A 22,235-nucleotide genomic window follows, 5' to 3' on the forward strand; every position below is an offset into this window, starting at 1 on the left:
GATGGGGTGAAGTCAGCCTTATCACCCAATTGACTCACGGGGGCTGGAAGGCCCCCTCCAACACTGCAAACACTGACTCCGAGCTAGTTAAGACATCGGGGTCGGAACACCTTGCATCAAAAAGCGCATCAAAGCCGCTGCCAGCTGTCCTCGACGGCATGGACAAGGCGGAGGCGCTTGCTTACGTCTCACGTCTCTTTGATGCAGCCCAAGCCGGTGCTGCTGTCTGGGGCGATGCCTTGCTGATTAAGCGGTTCATCACTCAGTGCAGTCGCACGGACTCCGAAGCCACCAGGGCGGCCTACCGCTTTGAGATCAGGGAGTTCTGTCGCTGGCGCGAGCGCAATCACCCACATCTGCATCTGCGGGAGATCAACCCTGCTTTCTGCCAGGACTGGGTGTCCCAACTGCGGGAACAAGTTGAGGAGGGGCTGATGAAGCCTCGAACCTTTAACCGCAGGATTGCTGCCATCAGTTCCCTGTACCGATGGGCGGCTGAACCAAGCCGCTCAGCGGTCACAGGGGTGCCGCGTAATCCGATGCCACCGCGCTCGATGCTGATGGCAAGCAAGAGCACCAGGCCGCTGACTGCTGAGCAGTTCGGGCTGTTGATGGCAGCCATCACGAGGGCCGCTCACTTGGACCCCAAAGCCCAACGCGACTACGTGCTCATCAAGGGTGCGTACTTGCTCGGATGCAGGGTTTCTGAGATCGCGGCTATCCGTTGGAAAGACATCGAGGCACTCGATGACGGAGGCCAGATTCACCTCTTTGGAAAAGGATCCAAGCGACGCACTGTTCGCGTATCGCCAGCAACGCTTGGCCTCTTTCAAGGACTTGGCCGCGGCTCTGATGAAGAGTTCGTCTTCCCTAGTCCCAGGCGGGATGGGCATCTCACACGCCAAGCCATCGGGCAGGTCTGCCGCAAGTGGGGCAGAGCCGCAGGGTTCCACGTTCACCCACACCAACTGAGGCACAGCCATGCCACACACGCTGTGCAGAGGGGCGTGGACGTATTCACGCTTCAAGCCACGCTCGGTCACTCGTCAAGCGCGACTACTGGGCATTACGTGGCTGCAAATCCTCTGGACAGCAGTTCTCTGCGTCTTGGTTGATGCAGTCATCTCTGCCCACTGACGAAGAGCTGGCGAAGCTCTACAGGTGGACGCTCCACACGAAGTGGGGCGTCTCAGGTGCGCCTGGTTCTGGCATCGGTGCGAAGGAGGACTTCACCTGCATGTGCAATCGCTGCTTAGAAAGTCGCCGAGATCGTTGGAAACAGGAGCAAGTGTCTTAAGCGGACTTAAGGCAAGAAAAAAGCCCCTTGGAGTCTCCATGTCCCCAGGGGCTTTTGTGCCAGGGCACCACACCGTAAGCACCGATCTAATAATAACAAATTCAGCTAATCTATTTGTATGTTTTAGTGCAAAATCTATGAAGGGATTTTCAACTGTTGAGTCCCGGTTAGTTGCGGTGAGTATTGGCCGTTTAGAAGCCCTAAAAAGAGCGGAAAACATGGACGATGACTGCCCTCGTCCCCCAGAATGGATGCACGATCTGAGTTCGCCTCAGTCGCGCCGAACCGCAGTCGAGGTCTTGCATGTCTGAGTTAGACACCCTCCTGGAATCTGGGTTTCAAGAGGCAGCCAATCGTGAAACCTTCGCCCGTCAAATCGAGGCGAAGATCAAGGAAATTCCTGGTGCAGCTGCACTGATTCCTGCTCGCCGTTATGGAGAGCCAGTTAATGCAGAAAAAATCCGAGCAAGCCTCACACTTCGCTCATTGATTGAAGCCAAGTCTCCACAGCTTGCTGTTTACTTTGGCCTCGATGCAGGTGTTGCTCACCGCAGGCTTGAGGAGAAGGAAGCCCGGGAGCTGCTCAAGCAGCGGATGCAGATGCTGACCGAGAAGTCCCGCGCCGCCAATGAGCAGGCACGGCAGGACCGTGAAGTCCGCCAGAACCTGGCTCCCTGGCAACGCGCTTATCGGGGGTTCTGATGCTTGCTCGACCGCATCCCCTCTGGGGCCACATCTTCCACGTTCAAGCCGGTGACATGCAGCGGCTGACGACTCGCCTGCTGGATTTCCGCGACAAGGCTCTGGAGGTTGATCCCCAGCACACGGGGATGCCTGAGGACTTCAAGACTTACTGCCGGATCAGCTGGTTGCCAGCACATATCGGCAAGCCGTTTTATCGGAATCAGGCTCAAGCCCACATCGACGCGCTTGCGCTCAAAATCCAGAACTTGAACAAGGACATCGAGCGGTCTGCTGGGTCTCTGATGGATCAGCGCGATGCAGCCGTAGCTGAGCGCGAGTGGCTCATGCACGAGCTGGCTCAACTTTCCGGAACTGAGGTTGAGACGTAATGGCGAGCATCCTTGATGGTCTTGGCCTTGAGGGTTCAGTCCTTGATGGCCTCGCTGAATGGCCTGCATCGACAACCAGAAAAGAGTGGTTCGCCATCACTCGTGGGCTGATCCAGCAGACCATTGCCGAGATGGATTTAGACCCTGCCGCCATGGCTGAGGTCGAGGAGGCGTTCATCGGAGCTGGATTGCTATGAGGGGCCCCACCAAGACCGGCAGGGGTAGATCCACTGCGCTGCAACCGATCTCGGCGAAAAAGCACCTCAAAACCGGCCGCTCAACCGACAGGCTCAGATCCACTGCGCTGCAGTCATTCTCAGCGAAAACATGGCTCATAACCTGCAGGCTATGGGCCCGGGCACAAGACGCACCATGACCCGCAAGCGCGTTACTGCCAGCGAGAAGAAACAGCGGCACGAATGGGCGATCCGGCAGATAGATGCCGGAATGGGTCTCAGCGAATTAACTGCCGTTACTGCCGAAACATGGGGGTGCAGCCGCAGAAACGCCCGTGATGTCGTCTGTGCGGCCCACAAGGACTGGCTAGATGCTGCCTACGGATCTGAGGAGATCGACCAGAAGGACTTGCTTTTTCAGCAGGTGGGGCGGCTAGAGCGCATCGCCCGCAAGGCGGAAAATTCGGGCCAATTTTCTGCCGCCGTGGGCGCGATAACGGCACTAAACCGAATGATGGCGTTGGGTGCTGACCAGAGAGGTTTCCGGGGTCATCGCCCCAACGGGCACTACTACCGGCGCTGAGCTTGAAGGCGTTGTAGGCAAGCCTCTTCGCTCTCAACTGGTGGGACCGTGCGTGGCTCGGTTTGGTGCAACTTGGTTCCTTCCCAAATGCTCTGTGAGTAACGGCGGAACTCTTTCATCGCGATCCGCTGCTCTTCGGCATGGCGTAGCTTCCGCCGGTCTTCATGACACTCGATACGGAGACGGAATTCGGTCTCGCTCTCTTTTTTGGCCCACTCTTGGCGCTCTCTGATTTCGGCAATGTCATTGATGACCTTGCTCGCGAAGTTCATCCCTACAGCGAGCGCGACGATTGATCCAAGGGCGATCAGCAAGCCTTTGGTGGTTTTGTCCATGCCGTCAGTGTGGCGCTGACTGTCTCAATAGTCCTTATGGAGCCACTTTCCGCTCGCACTCAGCTTCCGCTTTTTTGGCGGCTTCGGTCTGTGCAACCCATCCTTCATCCGAAGAGCCCTGGAAATCCTTCATGTACTCCGTGATCAGCGGATCCATGCACACCATCATTCGGGCCCGATACCTAAGCCGTTGATCTTCTTGCCTGGATTTCTCGATCTTTTCCAGCTCTCCCCCAATCTTTCCCAGGACCCTGCCAAGGATCTGACCACCACCAATAAGGATCACCACGCTGCAAGCGCCGATAACAAAAGCCTTTGTGGTCTTGTCCATGCCCTCAGTGTGGCGCTGACCTTGCAATAAAAAAGGGCGGGTTCTTCAGGCCCGCCCTCATCCGTCTTCTTTTCTTGCGGTGACGGCCACAAGTCAAGATCCGCAGCTCTGCGGAGCGAGACCCTAGTGACGAGTTTCCAGAAGTGGGTTTGAGCTGTTTCTTGTCCTCGCTGTCAGCACTGACCGAGCCGTCGGAAGTGACCCCACTGACCGACACCAGGGACACCAACGACAGTTCGGACAGCTGTGACAGGACGGCTATTCGGTGGGCTTGAAAGCGATCTCAGTGCCGTTTTCTGTGGTCTCGGCCTTGCTCTCCAGCAGCCCGTTGCCCTCAAGGGATCGCAGATGACGCAACGCTTTGCGGTCTTTGTCCTTGTAGGCGTCGCAGTGCTGAACCACGTCCCTGCGGGTCGTGCGCTTGAACTCCCTCCATCGTTCGCGACACAGCTCCAGAACGTCAGCCATGGCGTCGGAGAGCTTGTCCTCCGTCTCCTGTTTGAACAGGGCTTCCAGCTGCTCGGCAGCGTCACCCTCCAAGGTCCAGTGGGCTGCGTGTTGCAGGACCAGGAGCTGGAGGTCTTCCTCACGGCCTTCGGTCTCAAGCAGCACCCGCTTGTCGGCCTTGCACTCGCGACGTTTGAACCAGGAAAGGCAGATCACCTGGCTGAACGCTGCGGGCAGTGCTGTGGTGCCTCGTGATGCCGCGACCGCACCTTCACCCTGACGGCTGTGACCGCTGTGGTGGAGCACAACCGGTGTTACCGCCTGCCCCAGCAGTGCAATTGCTGTTTACTCCAGTAGTCGAGATGAGCCCTGGCGGTAGCTATGTCGTCGCAGTAGATACGGCTGCCGTTTAACTCAGCTAAGTAGCGGGGGTTGCTATCACCCATCAGCATGCGAATTGTCCCGCCTAGTTTTGTTCTCTGAACAAGTGAAGGGGCAAGAGACATACTCGTCGCCTCCAATTCTTTTGAGGGAGAAAATATGTTGCTAGTGCCGTGAGAGGCAAGCTGCTTGTGAACGAAAATAAAGTACCTAGGTATTTATCCTCGCCAACCCGTTGTCCGGGTTTGGGTTAAGTACTTAGTTCCAACAAGAGACTTCTGTCTTAGGAATAAGTCAGTTCTAACTGAGAGGTCCCATGAAGGGTTTTCTGAAGTGGTTTGGAGACGCTTTTGCTCATGCAATGGGCGCGATTGATGCAGAGGAAAAGAGCCATGTTCCTCCCCCAATTGGCATGACTCCTTACCGAGATACCCCGATGAAGAGAGGGCATGACTACTAGCTCTGAGCTTTTCCACTGCCACTAACGGCATTGGACTGATGGGGACAATCTTTCCTCCTGATCTCTATGAGGCAGGAGGTTATTTTTTGAATCGCGTAGGCAATTGTCTCTACATGTTCACTACGCCACTCTTGACTTTGGTGGCTTTGATTGCTGAAGAAATGAGTGTTAAGACCGATTGCCTTGTGCGTGTCCGCTGACGAGAGTGAGTCCACTGAGATCGGAGGCGTCAATGAGAGACGACGGTCCAACCGAGCAGGTTTTAGAAGTCGCCTGACCTTTCGAGCATCTGCTCCACGAGTTTTCTCACCATCCATGGGCTTGCCCTAAATCTCGGCACCATCACTGCCGGGGGGCACTCAACACTGAGTCAGAAGGTCCATTACCTGGAACCTTGGCCCCAGGAGCTTGAAAGGCCCGACACTTCGCCCGACGCCAGAAATGGCATACGGCATGGCCCCTGTTCCGTCATCACAGGGGTGTCGGAAGCGAGCAATAGGAGAGGTCACCCCATTCCTGTCGTAGGTGGGCTGGCCTCTCATCCCCTGATCAGCACGTTCGCCCTCCAAACAGGGTGCAGTCCGACTTGGGTCAAGGAACGGGGACCCGAGCAATCTTGAGGTCGATTCATGAGCACGCTCTTGTATCGCGGACACACTTACGAGCATCAACCTGCAGCTCAAAAAGTCTGCAAACAGCTGAGTTACCGAGGCCAGGAGTACAACACCTGTACGGAACACCAACCAGCTGATTTGCATCCTCATCTGAGCTACCGAGGAATTGGCTACGACAAATCCCTTGAGGCAGAGGAGGAGTGCCGACTCCGAAATGATCGCCAGTCCTACTTTTCTTTGGCCCGGAGGATCGTAAGAGCGCAGTTCCAATTCGCAGATGAATCAAGAACGCAGCAGCTCTGGCAAGAAGTTGCTGATCGAGGCATGGATGTCGATCGCATTACATATTTGATGTACGGATGCCAGTTTCAAGATGATGAGACTGCGATGTTGATCGCAGACCAGGAGTATCAGATGAAATCACATCGCTGATTGGGAGATAGATCAAACGCATAAACGAGCGAGCTAGGCCGTCTCTCCACCGGGAGGGGCGGCCTTCCTCTTTGTCGGAGATTCAGCTGTTAGAGCCCGAGAGCTTTCTTCCTCATGGCTTGGTACTCCTCGTCCGTGATGAGCCCCTTCTCCTTCATGGAATTGAGTTCCGTGAGTTTCTGCTCCATTGAATCTGCGGAAGCAGATGGTGTTTCAACTTTTTCGACGACCCTCTCGAGCTTGGTGACTTCTTTGGCGCCTTCGCCGGGCTCTGGTTTACCCGCATCCACCCATTTCGCGACGAGGGCCGCCATGTCTCTCTTGTATTGGTTTTCTTGAACCCCAAGCCAGACCAAAAGCAGAATCCCGGGGATAATTGCGCACAGCAAGCCGACTGCCACAAGCAGTCCAGTCGCGCAGCCGTTCATCTTTGTCGGCACGGGATAGCCCATGGACATTGCCCATGCGACTGCCTTCTCTTCCGAAGTTGAGAATTGCGTTATTGAGGCTGTAGTGCTGAGGTTGCCAATTCCCTGGAAGGTATTCCCATCGGTTTGAAATTCAGCGATCTTCGCCCTTCCTGGAGTCCTAAGGGTGATCAATCCACCTTCATCAGTGGATTGGTTGATGTCCGGTGTACTGGGATCACGGAAGTAGCCCCTCGAAATCGCGTAGGCAACGGCTTTATTGAATTTGTCTTGATCCACAGGGAGGTATTGGGCTCAATCGCTTTGTAGCTCCAAGAGGTGGCATGGGCTGACCGTCTTAACAGCAGTTACGTCAAATCAGTAGGTGGAGTCCTTGAAGCCGTAGCGATTCATGAGTTCCTCGGTGGAGATCGGTGTGCCCGACCCCTCCGCGAGCCCGGGGATGCATTTGAACTTGATCTCGCGGTTTTGTCCAGCGCAGCAACGCCGCAGCGAGGCTCTTCAGCTGATTGCTGACACCAAGCTATCGTGATGGCAGAAATATCACTCCCAATAGTAATTAACTGATTTAAGATGCAAGAAATTTCTTAACGGCTAGAAAACCTCAGTTTTCCTACAAATAGCCCCATCCTGGTGCAATGAATGTCCAAAAATGAATTTATCGGTAAGATCTGATCCCCAAATAGTTCCAAAAGATGTCTGCAAAAAGTACATCTCGCCAGATTGCTTGGTAGTTGTGCATTTATTTTGAGATCTAAGATCCGTTGCGAGGGTGTCAGAATTGATCCAATCTGCCTTAATAGTGCCATTATCAATCAGTGAAGCACCATTGGGGCCACCAGAAACTCCTCTAACGCACCAGTATGCAATCTGAGTCGTCATCTCCTCGCCTTCGAAGAGAGTTCCTTCTCCGTATTTCTCCATTTTTTTCACAGTAACAGGTCTAAAATTAACTACGCCTCCAGACTTGGCCTCTACATTTACTGATCTATCTTCAATGAAATCATTACCCCCTCCATATGGATCATGTTTCTTGAGGGTAATGTCTCCGCATTTGAATGACATGTATCCAAACTCTGGATTCCTCGCGCCTATGCACTCAGCTAATGAGGAGGGAAGCGTTTTTGAATCTGGCATAATACCTATGTAATAAGCCCGTTGTTTATACTCTTTGACTTGCCATGTGCCTTTAGGGCAAGAAACAAAAGCAAAAACATCGGAAGGCCATGCAACTAATGCAAGTGCAGCTAATAAATGCTTTAATGTCTTCATGTGTGGTCTACTTAAGCATCATGCGCAGTTTAGCATTGGTATCTTTCTTGGCCGTAAGTTTTACGCATGGCATGAGTGCCTATGCCGTTCCTCTTAGCGAGCAACATGCATGGTGTGTTGATAAAAGCTCAAGTTATTCAAATTATGCGATGCAAAAATCCTATAATGAATGTATGAAAACAGCAGTACGGCAAATTCGAGATTATGAGGAAAAGCAGAGGCAATGGAAAATAGAGTGGGAGAAAGGAGCTCCCGAAAGAGAGAGAAGGCGCCTCGAAAGTCTTAAACGAGAACGCGAAGAGAGAGAGCTTATGGAAGCCGAATGGGCAAGAAAAGCACGGGAAGCTAAGCAAAGGCGACTAAAAGAGCAAAGAAAGATTCAAGAAGAAAAGCAGCAGGAAGTTGATTTCTGGAATACTTTTTCTGAGTAAGATTCGTTTTTAATCAGAAAACGTTACTCGAGTGATTTGAATCCATGATGAAAGCCACAGAGACACATCGATTTTTTTAGGGGCTGATCCATGGCCAGAACCAGCAGAGCTGAACGCCACAGACGCCGTGAATCAGCGTTGGCTTTAGTCAGTCAGGGAAAGGGTTTCAGCGATGTCGTGACCGCACAGATGTCCCAATGGGGGTGCTCACGGTCATCTGCCCAGCGGGACTGTCGTTGGGCGCATGATCAGCTTCAACTGAGCATTGATTCACACGATGCTCAGCATCTGATGGTCCACATGGCGACAAGCCTTCAACGCATCTCTCTCAAGGCTGAAGAGGACAAGCAATACGCCGCTGCTGTCGGTGCCCAGAAGATGCTTTACGAGCTTCTGCTACGCCGGAAGATGGACCACGAAGCTGCCAAAGCAAGTCGTCCTGGTTGGGGTTATCGCCACGGCAACACCCGCTCCTAGGCGGCAAGGTCGTTGTGCCAGTCCCATCGCGATCTCACTGGGCGGCTGAGTCTCAAATCTGCTGGACCCGATCTGGACACGAAAAAACCGGTCTCAACCGGCTCAGTTCTCATCTCAGTGGCTGGGATCTCAGTTATTGCCGTTGCTGGGTCTCACCACGATGGATGGACTGTCACTTGCTCGTCAATAAGCCTCTAGCCCCGATGGGGGATAAGACCCGCTGAATAAATCCCTCAGATGGGGGAGTTAATTCCCAGCTGGAACGGAGATGGTGTGTTCACGGGGCGAGAGCCTCACAACACACCCAGCCATGACCTCTAAAATTCTTGTTCAATATGGCTCACTTCGTTCCAACTCTGTCAGTCACAAACTGGCACTGGAGGTTCAAAGGTTTCTGACACAGTTTGGAGTTGAAGCTATCGTGGCTAATCCAAATCTTCCTCTTTATGATGAGGAACTTCGTGATGATCCCAAAGTTCAAGAATATTTGGGTCAAGTTGATTGGGCTAATGGATTCGTTTGGATTTCTCCTGAACTTCACGGAACTATCTCCGCAGTCATGAAGAATCAGGTGGACTGGATGCAACTTAGTGTTGGGGCTCTTCGCCCTACTCAAGGCAAGACACTGGCAGTGATGCAGGTTGAAGGTGGCTCACAATCATTCAACACCGTCAATCTCATGAGGCAGATGGGTCGTTGGATGAGAATGTTCACCATCCCTAATCAGTCTTCCATCCCCAAGGCTTATCAAGAGTTCACTGAGGAAGGACAACTGAAAGACAGTCCCTTCCGCAATCGTGTTATTGATGTTGTCGAGGAACTGGCGAAGTTCACTGAGATCCTTGAGGATAAAGTTGACTTCCTCACTGATCGTTACTCCGAGCGTGTTGAGTCTGGTGAAGAACTGGCTGATCGCATGAATCTTAAGGAGGCTGTCTGATGAATGATTTGCTGAAGAAATATCTTCTCTACAATTTGAGATCACTGACAGTTGGCACCGGATTGAACGCACTGATTGTTGGAACTCTTATGTCCAGTGGATATACCTACTTGCAATCAGTTCCAGTGGGTGCATTCACCGCTATAAACATATCATTCTTTGCTGACAGGATGATCTTCAGCCAAAAGAAAAAAGAGAATAAGTTTGATCAGCCTTCATTGGTATGTTGTGAATAATGTTAGTTAACCCCAAACCTCCTAATTAGCGAATCCATAGGTAAAGAGTCGGGAAGCCTGATGCCATTGCTCACTGGCTGAGAGCAATACAAGACCCTTCGGGGAAAAGCAGGGGGTGTGGTTGTCGCTATCCATCTCCCGACAGAACCTTATCCACCATCTAGATAGTCATGATCAACATCGCCGTTATTGCAGCAGTGATTGGGACAACAGAACTGCTCTTCGAACTTCTAGATAACTACGAATGAAAACACCATGACAGGAACCACAGCAAAAGCCCATCTTTATGACCGACTGATGGAACCCCTCAGGGGCTGCAGAGGCCTCAACATCTACCGAAACAGCCTATTGAAGCGGGTCATGGCGATGACTGATCTAGAGGTCCGAGAGTGGTTGGACCAGCTGGAACAGCTCCACCAACCGTCCTCCTGATCAGCACCCCATCAGCAAAAAAAAGATGGCGGGCTCTGTATATCTACCAAACACTTGACTCATGATGGCTAAAAACAATGACATTCATCCAGCACTAATAATTTCCTGCTTTGTAATGCTCGGAATCACCATTGGTACTGCGGTGGCAATGGAAAAGTTCCCTTTCTCTACAAACCTAGAAACTACAGAACTTGAAGCAAAAGATTTAGTGTACCGAGGCTCATCATCAGGTTCACTACGTCCTGGAGTTGAGGTTAAGTAGGAGACAGCGATTGTCGCCATCCATCTCCCGATAAAACATTATTCACTTACAACAAAACAACCATGAGAAGCAACTTCACCTACAAAAAAGACGTCTACTACGGTACTTTCGTTGCAATTGCTCTAGCGATAGCATGCGGATCTGCTGGATGGTGGCATTTCCATCGATTGCCCCATGGCGAGCAACCTCTTAAGGACTTTATCTTCAACGTTCACCGATGAGCACCGGATCGCTTGAAGCACCGGCAGTCGTTTCAATTCAATGAACCTCACTCCGTCAGCAATGGCGGGGCTTTTTATTGCTTGACCAGAGCGGGGAACACTCAAGACAGTCACGTCTGACCCATGCCTCAAGACACCCGCATTGCCCTGTTCCTTATGGGAGAGTTGGTGGCAGCTTTACGCGCTAATGACCCTGATGCCTTCAGGCAGTGGCTGTCTGGTGGGGTGCAGGACCTAGCAGAGCCAGTGGTGGAGGAACTGCTGCTGGACTGGCTTTATTCGTTCCTGACAGTGGAAGAGCAGGACAGGCTGACGGGTTGGCACCTGGGGGTGAGCCTCAACTCAGATGCGAGTGAATGTGATCTCAGCCCAATCCTTCCATCCTCTGGGTGAGTCCTTCTCGAACAAACACCTGCTTTTAGGCGCAGCACTCTCCAAGGCAACTGGAGACATCTCAGGCTTTGTCAGTAAGATTGTGAAGACGACTGCAGAGACATGACATTTCTTCAGCGAATCAAAAAACCAGCAGAAATCTACGTATTACTCGCTACATTTATTTTTACCGAACAATTCGATCGGAACCTCAACCTCGAGGCAGTAGAAGAAGGAGCAATAAAAAACTTCCTAGAAGTTGCACATGCTTTTCTGGACGCCTTTACCAACCATATGCAGCCAATTGGCGCCATATTTTTTGGCTACACATTTATCCTTATTGTCTTGAATTTGGCGAACAAGGGAGTGAGGAAAGGTGTCGATATATTGGCAATATTTCTCTCGCTGTGCTGGATTTTAGAGCTTGTTATCATGAATTTACTTCTTGTTGCCCCGATCAAAAGCCCAGTCCTTTTAATTGTTGAACTTCTTCTATTTATACCCATAATTTTGATCTGCTTTTCGTGGTGGTATTGGCGCATCAATGAAGGTCGTTCGATCAGGAATTTACCTCCTGCCATTCTGGTCTGTGATGCACCTGGAGCCATGGAATATTTCTTTTTTGCGGCCGAAGTTTGTTTTGATTACTCGCAAGATTCATGCAAGACTGCCCCCTCGAAAGCGGTAAGACTTTTAAATGGATTTGTTGTTCTAGACGTTTTTGGCCTCACCTTATCCAGGGCCGTCGATCTTGCTATTGGCTAGCAAAAAAGTGTTTTTTTGGGCGAAAGCACTACAAGATCGATCGTAAATAAGCCAAGAGGCGACACGATTGTCGCCATCCATCTCTCGACAAGACCTCGCATACAAGCCACCCCGACAGCGATGGCGGGGATCTTTATTGCCTACCCACTTGGGGGGAGGACGTTCCCTAAATAAATCCCTCAGATGGGGGAGGTGATTCCGAACCAGAACAGCGATGGTGTGTTTACGGGGCGAGAGCCTCACAATACACATAGGAATCAAATGAAATTCTTCAAAGCAATTGCTGCCACTGCTGCTGTTATTACTTGCTGTATTGGCAATCCAATTCCTGCAAAAGCTGGGATTGTGATTGATCTTCATCGAGGTGAAGTGACGGAAATAAATGATGGCAATCCTCACCTCTATTATGTGCAAGGATGTAGAACATCAACGAACCGCCGTCCTCTACAGGGTGCGGCTTATCCAACAATCGCAGGAGAACGGCCAGGGTTCAAGAGGACAAGAAGCTTGAGCCAATCTCTTCATCAACAGGCTGCACAAAATTTTCGAGAAGATGATAGAGACGGGCTTACGTATCGAAATAGCTACTGCTGAGTTCCTGTCGGGAAGCCTGATGTTATATGACTGAAAGCTATAAAAGATCCGTAAGGGAAAGGCAGGGCGGTTTGGATTGTGCTGATCAATCTCCTGACAGAATTCTTGCCCCGTCATCAGGTGGGGTTTTTACATGCCTGCACGGATGCATGCGATAACAGCTTGTGTTCTGTCTTTGACACCAAGTTTGCTGATAACCGTGCTCACATGACTTTTGATTGTTTCTGTGCTTACAAACATAGATTCCGCCATCTCCTTATTGCTCATACCTTGGCATAAGGCTTCCAACACCTCCTTCTCACGTGCTGATAGCTCATTAAGGATCTGGCTCTTTTTAAAGCCCGCCATTTCCCTGACTTCTTTTGGGTAGTAAGTGGACCCGTTAGCAATAGCATTTAGTGACTTGAATAGGTCCCCATCGACTCCTTTGCCAATTGAGCTGACGAATGCAATCCCGTCGATATGAGCATCAAGGGCATCCCTCACGACTTCTTGGTTCTCACGATGTAAGAAAAGCAGCACCCGAGTATTCGGACTTACTTCTTTGGCCTTGATGGCTAATGGGATTCCATACCCTTGCTCTAAGTGCTCTGTGGCATAGAGAAGATCGGGTTGTTTTTCCTTGCAGGCATCTAAGGCTTCGCGTTCCGTACTGAAGGCTCCAACCAGGGTATTGGTGATAGGTGGAACCATGCTGAATGCACCCAGGGTCAGCAGGTCTCCCATAGCGACAACTGCTGTCTTGCCTGCCCAGAGGTTCTGGCTTTCTTTGAGGACCCGTTGGATCGTCTCTGACTTTGGGTTGAATTCCACCTTTGGGGGAGGGGCGTGCCTCTGAGCTTCACCCATTTTGGTGAGGTAATTCGTTGTTGTCACGGCGATGGTGTACTTACGGGGCGTGAGCCTCACATCCCAAGTATTAAAAGCAGATGAAAAGGATTTTTATCGTCTTGACGGCCGGAGTTGTATTTACGGCTGGGGCATTGGCTGCCAGTTCCGCGCAAGCTGACGTATCTAGTAAATCTTTCGATAAGGAGGCAAGCTACGAACACCAGATGAGATATTCAGCTGATTTGAGCTTCGAGCGGCTCATGAGTAATGCCATGTATGGTGGCTTTAATGCTTATTAAATACTGGCTTCCCCAAGGCTAAGAAGATTTTGAAAGTTGCTCTGTTTGCATCTCAGGGGCGACCCCTGCACGCAAGGACTTGAACGTCTCAAGCGTTGCCATCAAAACTCCTGCAGCACTCACCCTGTTTTTGGTCTATTCAAAGTAGGAGCTGCAGCGAACAGTCCGACAAGCAATAGAAGCCGCTTCATGCCAGTACTTTGTCGCTGTTCAAAAGCTGGTCCCAGTCTTGCTTACGTAAGGCTCATGCTTGGCGTTTCCAGTCGTAATTAATTTGTTGCGACTGGAAGTTATGCCGTCAGGTTTTGACGCAATAGAACTTAAGACCGTCGTCACCAGTTGTCTGCCGAATCTTCCATTTCGTAAGGCAGTGATGCCGGGGTAGGAAGTAATTCTGTGACAAGGTCTGGCATGACAGGCATGTGACGACTTCCCGCCATATTTCCCTCGGGAACAACAGTGTTCCCAATTTCTGCGGTGGGAATAGCCTCGGGAACTTGCCTAACCGCAGTCTCTGACTGTGTTTCTTCTTTATTACTTCCTTCTATATAAAATCCCGTATAGGAGGTTTCCTTCTGCTGAATCAGTTTTGGTGCCAGAGCGTACGAACCACGGTGTGGCTTGGTTAATTGGCGTTCGCCAAACATGGACCCAAGAGTGTTGTCCACGGTCTTGGTTGGTTTGCCGTGCCGTGCAAAAACTGCATCGACCAGACTTTTGCGCGTCATAGAAGGTGTGCCATTTTGATGCGCTCGCCAAAGAACATCGATGATTGCCTCGCGGCAATTACCGACGACTTCTACTTCCGGCGCTAACTGCAAAACACCTGTTTCACGGTTCAGGTTGAAAGTGAGGCTGCGGCATGGATCAATAACTGCCGCTCGGTCTTTTTTGAATTTGGCTGTTACACCGATTTGCCTGCCGTCTGCGTCAAGTGCCTTACTAAATGACACCACCATGCTTGGGTCTTCCGCCCAGCTTTTTGCACCGCTCCATATTCCGTTTGTGCTGCCATCGTGATTTAACAAACCGATTGAGCATCTATTTGGCTGGCAAATGCCTTCCCGTAAGTAAGTAAGCATTGCTCTGCTGGATAAATTGTTTTCATGTGACCAACCGGCTGCACTGCTAACGCTCTTAACGCTGTCGATGAAAGTGGCGTCGATTTTGTTCATCCGAATGAATTGTTCCAATCGAATAACGCCTCTGATGTCGGCCCGCCAAGACTCATGCCCTTGATCAGATGCATTGACCCAGAACCAGACGCGTTGTTCTGGGTGTCCCAACTGCGGGAAGAAGTCGACGCTGGACTCATGAAGCCCCGGACCTTCAACCGCAGGGTGGCCGCCATCAGCTCTCTGTACCGATGGGCGTCTGATCCATCACGGTCGGCAGCGTCCGGTGTTCCGCGGAACCCGATCCCTGGCCGGTCTCAGCTCCACGCCGAGAAGTCGACCCGTGGCCTTTCTGATGAACAGATGGGTTTGCTGTTTGCAGCCATCACCAGAGCGGCTCACCTGGACCCCAATGCCCAACGTGACTACGCCCTCATCAAAGATGCGTACTTGCTCGGATGCAGGGTCTCGGAGATCGCGGTTATCCGTTGGAAAGACATCGAGGCACTCGATGACGGAGGCCAGATTCACCTTTTCGGCAAAGGATCCAGGAGACGCACTGTTCGCGTATCGCCAGCAACGCTTGGCCTCTTTCAAGGACTTGGCCGCGGCTCTGATGAAGAGTTCGTCTTCCCTAGTCCCAGGCGGGATGGGCATCTCACACGCCAAGCAATTGGAGATGTTTGCCGGAAGTGGGGACGCGCCGCAGGGTTCCACGTTCACCCACACCAACTGAGGCACAGCCATGCCACACACGCTGTGCAGAGGGGCGTGGACGTATTCACGCTTCAAGCCACGCTCGGTCACTCGTCAAGCGCGACTACTGGGCATTACGTGGCTGCAAATCCTCTGGACAGCAGTTCTCTGCGTCTTGGTTAGTGCATTTCGCTGATGTGTAATCCCGCTGCTATCTCTGCTGGCAAAAGCTCACTGAGGCTCTACGGATGGGATACGGAGGTGGAACAGCATTAGGAAGTCGCGCTGGAGATCAGGGGTTCAGGGAGATCGTTCCAAGATGCAAGCCAGGCCCGGACTTTGAAGCGTGTCGACGGGACCTCGTTATCGGAGGGACGGGGTTAGTGCTTTGGGTGGTCGCAACATTCGCAGTTACCGGAGTTGCCTGCTGGCTTGTCCTGTCAGGTAAATGGTCTTTGATGCTGATCAAGCTTGAGCAGAAGATTCGTTCGTTACGTCGCTAGTAACCCCTGCTCACACCAACGACGAGACCCTGCTGGTGATCCACTCAGCCCCACTCGCACAACATTCACCCGCGAGATGGATCGCCTCTGGGATGGAGCAGAACTGGGAATCAAGCCGCACTTTCAACGCAAACTGGATCGTCAAGAGATTCGATGCAGAGATGGGGTGAAGAGGAGATGTGAAGGGAGAGAGAAGGGCAACATGGATTGAATAGTGGCTTAGTGGGTGACTCGGAAACGCCTCTATAACCATAAATTCAATGAATGCAAGTTAATAGCACCTGGATTATCTCCGTCCCAGTGTGGCTTTTGCGCTCAATGCACCAGGGGGGCAGCTGCCTGATGATCGATTGAGTTAATCAGTAATTAGATGCTAGTTATTTTTAGATGATTTTGGAAATGTGATTTTTAGGCTCTCAAAAAAGATAAGAATCTCAAAGGGCGTTTAAATGTCGACTCTTAGATGTGATCTTATCCAATCATTTTCGATTCCGTCAAAATAGCTTTCTATTGTATTGCGTTGATCCAAGGAAAGGATTGAAAGTCCAGAGCTAGTGTTGGAGTTGGTGGCAGAGATGCCTCTAAAAGAGAATTGCTCTTGGTATCTATCACACAAATTATAATCTTTGTTTAGTCTATGAATCATTTCCTTAAACCTCTGCTTGGGGTTTGATCTTATGGCTTCATATCTAAAGGTTTGAGCAGCGATCGAATCTTTGTATTCCGACCAGCTGGACAAGAAGTTGACGTACCAAGGTAAATAGTATTTGATGGCATAATTCAAGAAATCATTGAATAACCATTTTTCATTGAAGTTTTTCGTCCATACGAACGAGTAGCCTACTAAGCCAGGGGCTTGCGGGGCTAAGTCCTTTTTGGCCATAAGATCTCTTGCGAAGCTTGTTAGTGAGTCATAAATATTGCGAGTAATTAGGATTGTATTTATTTGAAAGTCTACTATTAGTTGCACGTTGTGTGGAGTCCCTTTCATGTGCATTTGTGCAACGGAGCAAAATCCCTGATTTGCTAGCAGTGCTGGCACATAAATATCGTGTTCATTGCTCGACCATGCATAGCAGTATCTTGCGGCACGGCATTGAAGCGATTTTTTTATGACATTGGCGGTCCAGGTTGAGCCTGACTTTGGTGGTGCTGCTATGAGAATATAGCGACCTTTGATGTCGCCCTTGTTTTCCCATCTTAGATTTGATAATCTTGGCTCAACTTGCGTGTCGTTGAGAACTTTTTGAAGATCTTCGATGTTAATTTTGCTTTCCATGCGCTAACGATTGAATCTCCTTTTAGGAGTTTTACGGTTTTTTGAGATTTTAACTTAATGGCGGTATATATGTAATGGCAAACATTCTCGATGGGCTCGCTCGCTGGCCCCGGTCAGCAACCCGCAAGGAGTGGCTCGCCATCACTCGTGAGTTGATTCGGCAGACCATCGCTGACATGGACCTGCACCCTGCCGCCTTGGCTGAAGTCGAGGAGGCGTTCATCGGAGCTGGCCTGCTGTGATCTCAGTCCTTGCCACGACGCATGGCATCAATGTCGTCCTTGATCAGCGACAGCTCTGCCGAAGAGTCCCGCTGGTGCTTTCTGTCTTCAAGGTCTGGGTACCCAGCCAATGCAATGAGTGCGACGGGTCCAAAAAGCAATCCCAACACCAGCCACTGCTTGGAGTTATGGCCCTTCAACTTGGCGATTTCTTCTGCCCAGACCGAGCACGCAAACGCCATGGCAACGATCCAGATCCAATAAAAAATCTGCATCAGATGTCATCCACTGGCATCTAGGTAGCCATGACCCGCAAGAGAGTCACCGCGAGCGAGAAGAAACAACGCCATGAATGGGCGGTTCGGCAGATTGACGCCGGAATGGGTCTGAGCGAATTAACTGCCTTTACCGCCGAAACATGGGGGTGTTCCCGTAGACAGGTACGTGATGTCGTCGCTGTGGCCCACAAGGACTGGCTAGATGCTGCTACGGATCAGAGGAGATCGACCAACGTGACTTGCTTTTCCAGCAGGTGGGACGACTCGAACGCATCGCCCGCAAGGCAGAAAATGCAGGCCAGTTTTCAGCGGCAGTTGGTGCCATTACGGCGCTGAATCGAATGATGGCGTTGGGTGATGACCAGAAGGGCTTCCGAGGTCATCGACACAACGGACACCACTACCGGCGCTGATCAGTATGCAACTGAGCCTTTACCCAGCAAAATCCGAAGACAGGTTGATAGCTGCATGAAGTTGCTGCACCAGCTCCAGGCCATGCTGATCACTGCGGGCTTAGGTCTGCTGTTGTTCCTTAGTGCAGGTCGTGTGGACGCGTGCGTAGAGGGTTTGGCATGAGGAATGCCGCTGGAGCAGCTAACGAGCCATCTGGGCGATAAACAACAATTGAAGCAAGAGTCATCCAGGCGTTATGTCGCTCAACGGTAGTTATTTTCGACCACGTCCTCGGGAAGGATTTTTAGCGCGATACAAGGGGTCAGTTGCTTGTGATTGCAACTGTCGCATTGTCTCGATCGCAAAGCCGCCAAGACCACCAGAGCTGATCACCATCAAATAGAAGAGCCTCAGGCGGCGCAGATTCACATCTGCAGGACTGTGATCGATCAAAACCTTGAGGAAATAAGCCACTGCGCAGCCCAGAAGTAGACCAATCACTAGGGCCAACAAAACTTTGATGCCACTGAATGGCTTATCAGATCTGAGCTTTGTTTTGTTGGTAGCCATTAGCTCATGACACTTGAAGTGTCCTCTGCCGCCTTCGACTTGGATTCCCCGATCAGGGTCTTCATCACCACGTAAAAGACCGGCACCACAAGGGTGGAGAGGAAGGTGGCCACTAACAGACCACCGAAAACCACCAGACCAAGTGACGACTGACTCTGGGCCCCAGCACCGCTGGCGAGCATCAAGGGCAGGAATCCCGTGAGGGAAGAGATCGCCGTCATCAGGATGGGACGCAGACGCGACTTGGCCGAAAATTTGGCTGCTTCCAATGCCGACTCGCCCGCGCGCATCTTCTGGTTGGCCAGGTCGACGATCAGAATCGCGTTACCGCCAGCCAGACCGATAAGCATCACCAAACCCACCTGGGCATAGATGTTGAGTACCTGCCCAGCTGCTCCAAGGAACACCAGGGCTCCCAGAAGGGCCGTCGGCACCGTCAGCAAAATAATGATCGGATCTGTATAGCTCTCGTACTGAGCCGACAGCACCAGGAATACCGCAAGAATGCCTAGGGCAAAGATCACCACCGCAAGTGAACCTGCTTTGACTTCCTCGCGAGAGATACCTGTCCAGTCGTAACCCAGACCTGGGAAGCTCCCCTGGCTGAACACTTGCTTCATCGCCGAAATGGCCTGGCCGGAACTGTTTCCCTCCTTTGGAGTGCCCTCAATCTTGATCGAGCGGTAGAGGTTGAAGTGGGGTATGACGCTGGGGCCCACGGTTTGTTTGACCGTGAAGAACTCTGAGAGGGGAATCTGCTCGCCCCTGGTATTGGCGACGTAGATCGCAGAAAGTTTCTGCGGTGTGGCACGGCTGACGTCTTCAGCCTGCACATAAACCCGACGCACCTTGCCTTCCTGGAAGGTGTCGTTCACGTAGGCCCCACCGAAGTTGATGCTGAAGGCCGTCATTGCTGAACCGAAGTCGACCCCTAGTGAGGCCATCTGCTCACGGTCTACATCGATCTTGTACTGCGGAGCCTGGGGAGAGAAAAGCGAATAAACGCGATTCAAAATCGGGTTGGCATTTCCAGCCTGCATGATTTGCCGCGCTGAGCCGAAAAACTCGTTCAATGCGTACACACCACTGCTTTTATCGAGCAGCTGGAACTCAAAACCACCACCGTTGCCGTAGCCGGGGATCGACGGGGGCTCAACAACGAACACCCGAGCACCATCGATCAAGCCGTACATCTTTGCGTTAAGTCGCTTCACCAAGGCACCAACGGTGTGTTCTGGTCCGGGCCGCTCATCCCAGTGCTTTGTGCCAAAAAAGAAAAAGCCTTTATTGGGTGCGTTTCCATCAAGGCTGGCGCCACTGAAGAGGGCTGCTGAGGAGATGTCCTCTTCCGAGCGCAATACAGCTGCTACCTGACGGCTAATCGCCTGGGTTTTCTCATTGGAAGCACCATCGGGCGCTTGGATGAAACCGATTGCATAGCCCTGGTCTTCAATTGGAACAAAGCCTCCGGGAATTCGGGTGAAGGCAAAGCCCGTCAGCAGAATGCCGGCCGCCAAAGCCGCCATCACAATCGGACGGGCCTTCAACACTGCATCCAGGATCAATGCATAACGCTGCTCGAAACCGCTATAGAAACGGTTGAAGTTGTTGAAGATGACTGGGATGAAGTAGCCGACTCCCAGGCCGATCGAGGTGAAAAGAAGAACCGGAAGTGGATTGGAGAAGATGACACCGGTGATCACCAAACCAACCACTGCTCCACCGACGGCAAAGGGAAGCCGTAAGGGCATGCCGGTGATCTTGGAAGCGATGAAGCCAATCAGGGCACCCACTAGCGTTGGAACGATGACGGCTGCGGAGCCATTTCCAGCACTCAACAGGCCATAAACGAAACCCAGCGCCACACCGGCCGTGGCGTACTGCTGACGGCTGAGTTCTTTTGTCTCCTTAGACAACAACAGCGCCGAAAGCATCGGGGAGAACGTCAACGCGTTGAAGGTGGAGATGCCGATGGAGAAAAGAATCGTGGCGGCGAACTGTTTGTAGATCGTGCCGGTGGCACCCGGGAAGAACAGCACCGGCAGGAACACGGCCATCTTCACTAGGGAGGTAGCGATGACGGCCCCGAACAGCTCATCCATGGTTTCCATGGCGGCCTTCACCGACGTCATCCCTTCTGCCTTCTTGGCGGAGGTGTCCTCCACCACGGTGATGGCGTCATCCACAACAAGCCCGGTTGCCAGCACAAGACCAAACAGGGTGAGTTGGTTGAGCGAAAACCCGAATGCAAGCACCAAGGCAAAAGTGCCGATTAGCGCCACGGGAATCGCGATAGCCGGCACGAGGGTGGCCTTCCAGTTCTGCAAGAAGAGGAACAGGATCAGCACCACCAGAATCACTGCGTCCCGCAGGGAGTTGGTCACACCTTTGATCGACTGGTTGATGAAGTCGGTGGTGTCGTAGATCTTCTGCACCCCGAACCCAACCGGAAGAGTCTGTTCAAACTCAGCCAGGACGTCCTTGACGCCATTGGATACGTCAATGGCATTGCTGCCAGATAGCTGATAGATCGCGAGGCCGACAGACGAAGCACCTTTCAGATCGATGGCATCGATTCCATAGGTCTCACCACCCAGCTCAACGCGGCCCACATCCTTGAGCCGCAGCAAACCACCAGCATCAGTACTGCGCAGGATGATGTTTTCGAACTCCTCGGTGCTGCTAAGACGCCCTTGCAGCTGCACCGTGAGGGTGTACTCCTGACCTTCCGGGGCGGGAGAACCGCCAATCTTTCCGGCAGGAACGAGGCGGTTTTGGCTGCGTAGTTGGTTGACCACGTCAGTTGCCGAAAGGTTGTTGGCGCTTAACTTCTCAGGATCGAGCCAAAGGCGAAAAGCGATCTTGCGGTTACCGAAATAGGTAATGTCGCCGACGCCCTTCACGCGTTTGATGTTGTTAGTGAGGTTCTTGTCAAGATATCCACTAATTGTCTCCACCGAATATTCAGTTTTGGAGGGGTCTTCGTTGACGAAGTTGTAAACAAGCAGAATTGAGTTAGAAGCCTTATTGACCGTGACACCGGACTTGCGCACTTCCTCTGGAAGCTGCGGCTCAGCCAAGGAAACGCGGTTCTGAACGTTCACTTGGTTGATATTGCCGTCGGTGCCGCTGTCGAACGACACCGAGATGGAACTCACACCATCCGATGAGCTATTGGAAGTGATGAAGTCCATGTTCTCAACCCCATTGATCTGCTGCTCAAGCACGGAGGTAACACCCTGCTCAACGGCAACCGCATCGGCACCTACGTAGGTGGCCTGCACCTTCACAGTTGGGGGAGCAATGTCGGGGAGGTTTTCGATCGGAAGGATCGGAATCGCGATCAAGCCGACAATCACGATCAAAAGACTGCAAACCGTGCTGAGAACCGGTTTGGTGATGAAGTTATTGGAAGCAGACATCGATCAACCTCAGTTCCCCTTGGCGGGTTGCACCTTCACAGGCATCCCGTGTCTCAGGTTCAAAAGGTT

The 22,235-nt window shown here is 51.8% G+C and carries 27 protein-coding genes; 15 read left to right on the forward strand and 12 right to left on the reverse strand.

Annotated elements, in window-relative coordinates; translation table 11 throughout:
* Positions 1-158 precede the first annotated feature (158 nt).
* From FZX09_RS10995 to FZX09_RS11015, 5 genes are all read left to right on the forward strand, one after another.
* Entirely contained in the window at positions 159-1,115 is a 957-nt protein-coding gene (locus tag FZX09_RS10995; protein WP_226402792.1) for a tyrosine-type recombinase/integrase, read from the forward strand.
* Positions 1,116-1,600: 485 nt separating this feature from the next.
* Positions 1,601-1,999 (forward strand): hypothetical protein, encoded by a 399-nt coding sequence (locus FZX09_RS11000; RefSeq protein ID WP_226402794.1) that lies wholly within the window; start codon positions 1,601-1,603, stop codon positions 1,997-1,999.
* Positions 1,999-2,370, forward strand: coding sequence for a hypothetical protein (locus FZX09_RS11005; RefSeq protein WP_226402796.1), 372 nt, complete (start codon positions 1,999-2,001; stop codon positions 2,368-2,370). The genes FZX09_RS11000 and FZX09_RS11005 overlap by 1 nt, the downstream gene beginning before the upstream one ends.
* Entirely contained in the window at positions 2,370-2,567 is a 198-nt protein-coding gene (locus tag FZX09_RS11010; protein WP_226402798.1) for a hypothetical protein, read from the forward strand. The genes FZX09_RS11005 and FZX09_RS11010 overlap by 1 nt, the downstream gene beginning before the upstream one ends.
* Before the next feature lie 175 nt (positions 2,568-2,742).
* Entirely contained in the window at positions 2,743-3,129 is a 387-nt protein-coding gene (locus tag FZX09_RS11015) for a hypothetical protein (protein ID WP_226402800.1), read from the forward strand.
* On the opposite strand, the gene FZX09_RS11020 is transcribed toward FZX09_RS11015, so the two are convergent.
* From FZX09_RS11020 to FZX09_RS11030, 3 genes are all read right to left on the reverse strand, one after another.
* Positions 3,117-3,464 (reverse strand): hypothetical protein, encoded by a 348-nt coding sequence (locus FZX09_RS11020; protein WP_226402802.1) that lies wholly within the window; start codon positions 3,462-3,464, stop codon positions 3,117-3,119. The genes FZX09_RS11015 and FZX09_RS11020 overlap by 13 nt on opposite strands.
* A gap of 34 nt (positions 3,465-3,498) precedes the next feature.
* Positions 3,499-3,795 (reverse strand): hypothetical protein, encoded by a 297-nt coding sequence (locus FZX09_RS11025; RefSeq protein ID WP_226402804.1) that lies wholly within the window; start codon positions 3,793-3,795, stop codon positions 3,499-3,501.
* 258 nt (positions 3,796-4,053) lie between these two features.
* Positions 4,054-4,548 (reverse strand): hypothetical protein, encoded by a 495-nt coding sequence (locus FZX09_RS11030; protein WP_226402806.1) that lies wholly within the window; start codon positions 4,546-4,548, stop codon positions 4,054-4,056.
* A gap of 1,164 nt (positions 4,549-5,712) precedes the next feature.
* Here FZX09_RS11030 and FZX09_RS11035 point away from each other — a divergent pair.
* Positions 5,713-6,129 carry a DUF4278 domain-containing protein gene (locus FZX09_RS11035; RefSeq protein WP_226402808.1) on the forward strand — a complete coding sequence of 139 codons (417 nt, stop codon included), beginning with the start codon at positions 5,713-5,715 and terminating at the stop codon, positions 6,127-6,129.
* Between the two features lie 89 nt (positions 6,130-6,218).
* Here the strand turns inward: FZX09_RS11035 and FZX09_RS12100 are convergent, their stop codons facing one another.
* Together FZX09_RS12100 and FZX09_RS11045 are read right to left on the reverse strand one after the other, a co-directional pair.
* On the reverse strand, positions 6,219-6,836 hold the full coding sequence (locus FZX09_RS12100; protein ID WP_226402810.1) for an SHOCT domain-containing protein: 618 nt from the start codon (positions 6,834-6,836) through the stop codon (positions 6,219-6,221).
* Between the two features lie 315 nt (positions 6,837-7,151).
* The gene (locus FZX09_RS11045) at positions 7,152-7,829 is read right to left on the reverse strand and encodes a hypothetical protein (protein WP_226402812.1); all 678 of its coding nucleotides are present in this window, start codon (positions 7,827-7,829) and stop codon (positions 7,152-7,154) included.
* 20 nt (positions 7,830-7,849) lie between these two features.
* Here FZX09_RS11045 and FZX09_RS11050 point away from each other — a divergent pair, with 20 nt between their 5' ends.
* The 6 genes from FZX09_RS11050 (at position 7,850) to FZX09_RS11075 (ending at position 12,559) form a co-directional block, all read left to right on the forward strand.
* Positions 7,850-8,260, forward strand: a complete 411-nt coding sequence (locus tag FZX09_RS11050; RefSeq protein WP_226402814.1) for a hypothetical protein — start codon at positions 7,850-7,852, stop codon at positions 8,258-8,260.
* A gap of 300 nt (positions 8,261-8,560) precedes the next feature.
* Positions 8,561-8,737 (forward strand): hypothetical protein, encoded by a 177-nt coding sequence (locus FZX09_RS11055; protein ID WP_226402816.1) that lies wholly within the window; start codon positions 8,561-8,563, stop codon positions 8,735-8,737.
* Positions 8,738-9,047: 310 nt separating this feature from the next.
* The gene (locus FZX09_RS11060) at positions 9,048-9,677 is read left to right on the forward strand and encodes an NAD(P)H-dependent oxidoreductase (protein WP_226402818.1); all 630 of its coding nucleotides are present in this window, start codon (positions 9,048-9,050) and stop codon (positions 9,675-9,677) included.
* Positions 9,678-10,951: 1,274 nt separating this feature from the next.
* Positions 10,952-11,221 carry a hypothetical protein gene (locus FZX09_RS11065; RefSeq protein ID WP_226402820.1) on the forward strand — a complete coding sequence of 90 codons (270 nt, stop codon included), beginning with the start codon at positions 10,952-10,954 and terminating at the stop codon, positions 11,219-11,221.
* Positions 11,222-11,323: 102 nt separating this feature from the next.
* Positions 11,324-11,965, forward strand: coding sequence for a hypothetical protein (locus tag FZX09_RS11070; RefSeq protein WP_226402822.1), 642 nt, complete (start codon positions 11,324-11,326; stop codon positions 11,963-11,965).
* A 183-nt stretch (positions 11,966-12,148) separates the two neighbouring features.
* Complete coding sequence (locus tag FZX09_RS11075; protein WP_226402824.1) at positions 12,149-12,559, forward strand: hypothetical protein; 411 nt, start codon at positions 12,149-12,151, stop codon at positions 12,557-12,559.
* A gap of 129 nt (positions 12,560-12,688) precedes the next feature.
* Here the strand turns inward: FZX09_RS11075 and FZX09_RS12105 are convergent, their stop codons facing one another.
* From FZX09_RS12105 to FZX09_RS11090, 3 genes are all read right to left on the reverse strand, one after another.
* Entirely contained in the window at positions 12,689-13,372 is a 684-nt protein-coding gene (locus tag FZX09_RS12105; RefSeq protein WP_226402826.1) for a response regulator transcription factor, read from the reverse strand.
* Positions 13,373-14,021: 649 nt separating this feature from the next.
* A complete protein-coding gene (locus FZX09_RS11085; protein WP_226402848.1) occupies positions 14,022-14,864 on the reverse strand; it encodes a hypothetical protein in 843 nt (280 codons plus the stop codon).
* On the reverse strand, positions 14,861-15,040 hold the full coding sequence (locus FZX09_RS11090) for a hypothetical protein (protein ID WP_226402850.1): 180 nt from the start codon (positions 15,038-15,040) through the stop codon (positions 14,861-14,863). The genes FZX09_RS11085 and FZX09_RS11090 overlap by 4 nt, the downstream gene beginning before the upstream one ends.
* Before the next feature lie 127 nt (positions 15,041-15,167).
* On the opposite strand from FZX09_RS11090, the gene FZX09_RS11095 reads away from it, so the two are divergent.
* On the forward strand, positions 15,168-15,683 hold the full coding sequence (locus FZX09_RS11095) for a tyrosine-type recombinase/integrase (protein WP_226402846.1): 516 nt from the start codon (positions 15,168-15,170) through the stop codon (positions 15,681-15,683).
* A gap of 765 nt (positions 15,684-16,448) precedes the next feature.
* On the opposite strand, the gene FZX09_RS11105 is transcribed toward FZX09_RS11095, so the two are convergent.
* On the reverse strand, positions 16,449-17,282 hold the full coding sequence (locus FZX09_RS11105; protein WP_226402828.1) for a sulfotransferase domain-containing protein: 834 nt from the start codon (positions 17,280-17,282) through the stop codon (positions 16,449-16,451).
* Between the two features lie 74 nt (positions 17,283-17,356).
* On the opposite strand from FZX09_RS11105, the gene FZX09_RS11110 reads away from it, so the two are divergent.
* Positions 17,357-17,524 (forward strand): hypothetical protein, encoded by a 168-nt coding sequence (locus FZX09_RS11110; protein ID WP_226402830.1) that lies wholly within the window; start codon positions 17,357-17,359, stop codon positions 17,522-17,524.
* 2 nt (positions 17,525-17,526) lie between these two features.
* Here FZX09_RS11110 and FZX09_RS11115 read toward each other — a convergent pair whose 3' ends face one another.
* Positions 17,527-17,778 (reverse strand): hypothetical protein, encoded by a 252-nt coding sequence (locus FZX09_RS11115; RefSeq protein ID WP_226402832.1) that lies wholly within the window; start codon positions 17,776-17,778, stop codon positions 17,527-17,529.
* A gap of 257 nt (positions 17,779-18,035) precedes the next feature.
* Between FZX09_RS11115 and FZX09_RS11120 the strand changes: the two genes are divergently transcribed.
* A complete protein-coding gene (locus tag FZX09_RS11120; protein WP_226402834.1) occupies positions 18,036-18,194 on the forward strand; it encodes a hypothetical protein in 159 nt (52 codons plus the stop codon).
* 253 nt (positions 18,195-18,447) lie between these two features.
* On the opposite strand, the gene FZX09_RS11125 is transcribed toward FZX09_RS11120, so the two are convergent.
* The gene (locus FZX09_RS11125; RefSeq protein WP_226402836.1) at positions 18,448-18,744 is read right to left on the reverse strand and encodes a hypothetical protein; all 297 of its coding nucleotides are present in this window, start codon (positions 18,742-18,744) and stop codon (positions 18,448-18,450) included.
* On the reverse strand, positions 18,744-22,166 hold the full coding sequence (locus FZX09_RS11130) for an efflux RND transporter permease subunit (protein ID WP_226402838.1): 3,423 nt from the start codon (positions 22,164-22,166) through the stop codon (positions 18,744-18,746). The genes FZX09_RS11125 and FZX09_RS11130 overlap by 1 nt, the downstream gene beginning before the upstream one ends.
* Positions 22,167-22,235 lie beyond the last annotated feature (69 nt).

Origin of the sequence: Synechococcus sp. MU1643 (genome assembly GCF_020514095.1) — a bacterium.
GTDB lineage: Bacteria > Cyanobacteriota > Cyanobacteriia > PCC-6307 > Cyanobiaceae > Parasynechococcus.